General features: G+C 45.0%; 4 protein-coding genes and 1 riboswitch. All 4 genes read right to left on the minus strand.

The genetic code is table 11. The features are described 5' to 3' along the window. Nucleotides 1–66: 66 nt before the first annotated feature. Nucleotides 67–255, minus strand: a riboswitch (cobalamin riboswitch). A 177-nt stretch (nucleotides 256–432) separates the two neighbouring features. Continuing rightward, nucleotides 433–1,092 (minus strand): TerC family protein, encoded by a 660-nt coding sequence (locus tag K6C05_RS10305; protein WP_296734425.1) that lies wholly within the window; start codon nucleotides 1,090–1,092, stop codon nucleotides 433–435. Beyond that, entirely contained in the window at nucleotides 1,092–2,312 is a 1,221-nt protein-coding gene (locus tag K6C05_RS10310; protein ID WP_296734427.1) for an O-antigen ligase family protein, read from the minus strand. Before K6C05_RS10310 ends, K6C05_RS10305 begins: the two co-directional genes overlap by 1 nt. Nucleotides 2,313–2,387: 75 nt before the next feature. Beyond that, complete coding sequence (locus K6C05_RS10315) at nucleotides 2,388–3,176, minus strand: ZIP family metal transporter (protein ID WP_296734430.1); 789 nt, start codon at nucleotides 3,174–3,176, stop codon at nucleotides 2,388–2,390. A gap of 97 nt (nucleotides 3,177–3,273) precedes the next feature. Beyond that, nucleotides 3,274–4,134, minus strand: a complete 861-nt coding sequence (gene fliB / locus K6C05_RS10320; RefSeq protein ID WP_296734432.1) for a flagellin lysine-N-methylase — start codon at nucleotides 4,132–4,134, stop codon at nucleotides 3,274–3,276. Between the last annotated feature and the right edge of the window lie 76 nt (nucleotides 4,135–4,210).

The following is a 4,210-nucleotide window of genomic DNA, read 5'->3' on the forward strand; positions in this document are numbered from 1 at the left end:
TACCCATCGCTCGCAGGTATAAGCATATCCAATCGCAAAGGACTGATAACAATCCTCTTTTTCGCTAACGGTGATGATAAAACAGGCAGTTCTCCTGGCTCGGGGTCATAGCTCAGCACGCCTTCCCAGTCTGCATACGCATTCCAGTGACATGATTGTACCTTGCTCAGCCCTTACAGTGGCGGGACCGCTCCGGCATTTTACCGGATTCTCTATTAAGTCTGATAAACAGACACCTGTCCTTACTCTATTCTATTTACTATTATTTTAAATCGTTCATATATAATTGTCAATGCGCAAAAGGCATATTTGTCAAACAATTATTCTTTTAATGCACAAAACATATATTAAATATAACTATATGAAATACAAGGCAAAAAATAAAAGCCGATGATAATCATCGACCTTTATTATGCCTTAGCCCCATAACCATTATTTCTTTCTCAGAAGGCCAAAAATACATACTCCGGCTGCCAGAATGCCCGGCACCACCAGATGTGCCATTGGTCCAATAATATTTGTAACCATAGGACCTATGCTTGCATCATGTATCAGCATACTTCCACCTGTCCAGCCCAGGATGCCGGCTCCCAGATATATTAACACCGGCCATTTATCCAACAGCTTTCCAATCAGCTGACTGCTGCCCACAACAATCGGAACACTTATAATCAGTCCGACAATTACCAGCATGAAGCTGCCCCGGGCTGCACCGGCAACCGCCAGGACATTATCTATTCCCATGGCCGCATCAGCAATTATTATAGTCTTTACGGCACCCATAAAGTTGTCTGCTTCCTCCACATGGCCCTCTCCGGCCGGTTTCAGCAGCTTTATGGCAATAGGTATGAGCATCATACCGCCCAATGCCTGTAAATAAGGGATAGACAAAAGATAGACCGCCAGCAGAGTCATAATTATTCTTATGATTACCGCACCTGCAGTACCTACCAGTATGGCCTTCTTTTTCAGCTCTGCAGGCAATCTGTGGGCAGCCATGGCAATGACCACAGCATTGTCACCTGCCAAAACCAGATCCAGAATTATGATTGAAAACAAAGCCGTCCAGAACTCAATAGTCAATATATCCATTAAATTTTCTCCTTTAATACATATACAAGTCCAAACATCAGCCATAATAGCATTGACGATGGAATATTAAACAGCACATCATCCGTAAGGCCGTTCAACGCCACTGACACCAATGCCAGCCCCAATCCCGCCATCATTCCCCGGGTGAAATCATCCGGCAGCTCCCTTTGTGGGAACAGTGCCATAAACATGTTTCCCAGGAAGATCATCAAAAATGACATACCACCGATGATGCCCACCTCCGCCAAATAGTTAAGGTATATATTATGAGCATGAACCAGGGTGACACTGCCATCCACAATATATGTATCATAAATAGGATAAACCAGTGAATAAGCTCCACCGCCTATGCCAAAAATTGGATGGTCCATAATCATCTGTATAGTGCTTTCCCACATAGCTATCCGCATTTCTGAGGATGTATCTGCCATGGAAAACACCGTACTCATACGCTCAAATAGCACCGGATTAAGGGCCAGGGCTCCTATGACCAACACCAAGGTCCCCAGCAAAATTCTCTTGTCCTTGAATGCCCCATACCCCAGCATGATTACTGCCATGGTAAGACAGGCACCCCTTGCATATGTCATGGCAAGACAGCCCAGGGAACAAAGTATCCCCACCAACATCAGGATCCAGATTTTTCTTCCCTGTATATGGGTAAACATGCCCAAAAGCACACATACCACTATATCCAGATAAGCTGCCAGAATATTAGGGTTTTCCCAGGTGGAGAACACTCGGTTTCTGAGCTCAGGAAAGGCCTCACCATCCACCCATTTCATATCACTGGTATCAATGCCAAAGATGAACTGGAAGAACCCATAAAGTACCACCAAAGCTGCTGATATCCCCAAGGCATAGGCTATGTGCTTCACCTGCTCACGGGATGTAACATTCTGGGAAATCAGGATATATGTAAACAAATAAATCAGCACCAGGACATACCACACTGACAGGCTGTACAGCCTGTCCGGGGAAACCAGGATAGAAGCCGCCCCAAAAATCAGATACACAACTATAAACCATCTGAAATAGGTTTCCTTCATTTTTGTCCCGGGATCCTTCCACAGCCTTAGGAAAAACAATCCCGTACCAATTCCAAGGAATACTATGGCAACCGTGGGAGAAAGCCCTATAAAAAAGGCCACCAATAAAATTGAAAAATAAATTCCATCCTGTACAGCTCTGGATGATGCCAATCTTTCCAAGAATTTCACAAAATCTCACCTCATAAATAATACCATCATACAGAATATATCAGTTTACCCGCTCCATGCCCATTCTAAGCAGCATCAGCCCAGGGTTGTATCTAATATCATCATGACCGAAAAACCCACCGCAAACATGACAGTTCCAATATTGGAATGCTCACCCTCGGACATTTCGGGAATAATTTCTTCCACCACGACATACAGCATAGCCCCAGCCGCAAAGCTAAGGAAAAAAGGCAATACCGGGATAATAATACCGGCAAAAATCATGGTAATAAGGGCACCTACAGGCTCCACAGCTCCGGAAAGCACCCCATAAAGGAAGGCTTTCCCCTTGGACAACCCGTCCGCCCGAAGTGGCATGGAAATAATGGCCCCCTCCGGAAAGTTTTGGATGGCAATGCCCACTGCCAAGGCCACAGCTGCCCCAAGGGTAATATCTGCAGCACCCATATACCAGCTGGCATAAACCACGCCAACAGCCATTCCTTCAGGAATATTGTGCAGTACCACTGCCAAAACTAATTTTAAGGAATGGGATATATTACAGCAGATACCTTCGGTCTCATCGCTGTTCATATGCTGATGAGGTATGAAATGGTCCAGCAGAAGCAAAAAGATGATTCCGCCCCAAAAGCCTGTCACTGCAGGGATAAAGCTCATCATTTCACCCCAACCGGAAACCGCCTGCTCCATGGCAGGTATCAAAAGGCTCCATACCGATGCCGCTACCATTATACCGGCAGCAAAGCCCAAAAGCCCCCTCTGAACCATTGGGTTTATCTGATTTTTCATGAAGAAAACACAGGCAGCCCCCAGGCTGGTACCCACAAAAGGAATAAGCAACCCCTGAATTATTTCAATTGACAACCTGACCGCCTCCCTTAATCAGAAAACAAAAATATCTACACTATTATACAAAAAAGACAGGCAGGATTTCTACCCTATATTGGGCCCAAAAATAGCATCAGCCCAAAAGCAGCATATCCACATTTTCAGTACAGTATTCTATCTGCTCAGACCAACGGCGTACAGCCTCATGGAGATCTCCTGAAATTGCCGCAGCAATAAAAATATACTCCATTGAGCAGTCAGCATATATCAACAGGTCCTCGGTGGTGGCCTCCGTCAGCTTGGTCAGCTGGCGATAAACAATATACTGGTATATTTTCTGAAGGATACCATCATCAACCTGCTCCCTGTATCGTTTTAGGATATCAGGGTTCATTATGAGATATTCCCTGTAATTATTTATATCCGTCACCCATTTATCATCAATAGGCTCAGTGCGGGCCATGGTGTCCAGCACATTGCAGGCCTCCAGTCTGGTCAGCCCCGGCACAAACAGCATCTCATTCTTTAACATTTTAAAACCTAAACGGTCAATGAGCTGATAAAAGTCCATTTTCTCCCCACTGCCCTCAAGAAAGAACATCAGTGGCTCATCATCTGCCAGGAGCAATTCACAGGTTTTCTCACAGCTGAGCCCCGTCCCCGCCAGCTCAAAATCACCTGCAACAGTATAAAATCTAGGATGGGAGGCACAAATATTGCAAAGCAGATCCTCACCGCCTTCAATTATAAGCCTGCACAAGCCATTCCGGAGCAAAAAAGGGCATTGGTCATCACTATTGAGTATGAATTTTGATACCCCATTCTCACAGGTAGTATAAACCATCAGGTCAAGCCCCAGCTGACCATCCATTGACTGATACTTCTCCATGGAGGCATCATCAATATCTATTTCCCAGCCACGGCAACAAGAATGACCACACTTTTCCGCCTTGCATATAAAATCTTTATAAAAACTCGGATAAACTGTCTGCACAACAATACCTCACAAAGAAATATCAAAGCTTCCCCGACGCCAAAAACTCCCGAAGATATCCTATCAGATACAGGGA

This window comes from Anaerovibrio sp., assembly GCF_024697385.1.
Classification (GTDB): Bacteria; Bacillota; Negativicutes; order Selenomonadales; family Selenomonadaceae; genus Anaerovibrio.

What these genes read in the sequence shown, in the direction of transcription:
- K6C05_RS10305 (WP_296734425.1), bottom strand. Translation starts at nt 1,092, where the DNA reads ATGGATATATTGACTATTGAGTTCTGGACGGCTTTGTTTTCAATCATA.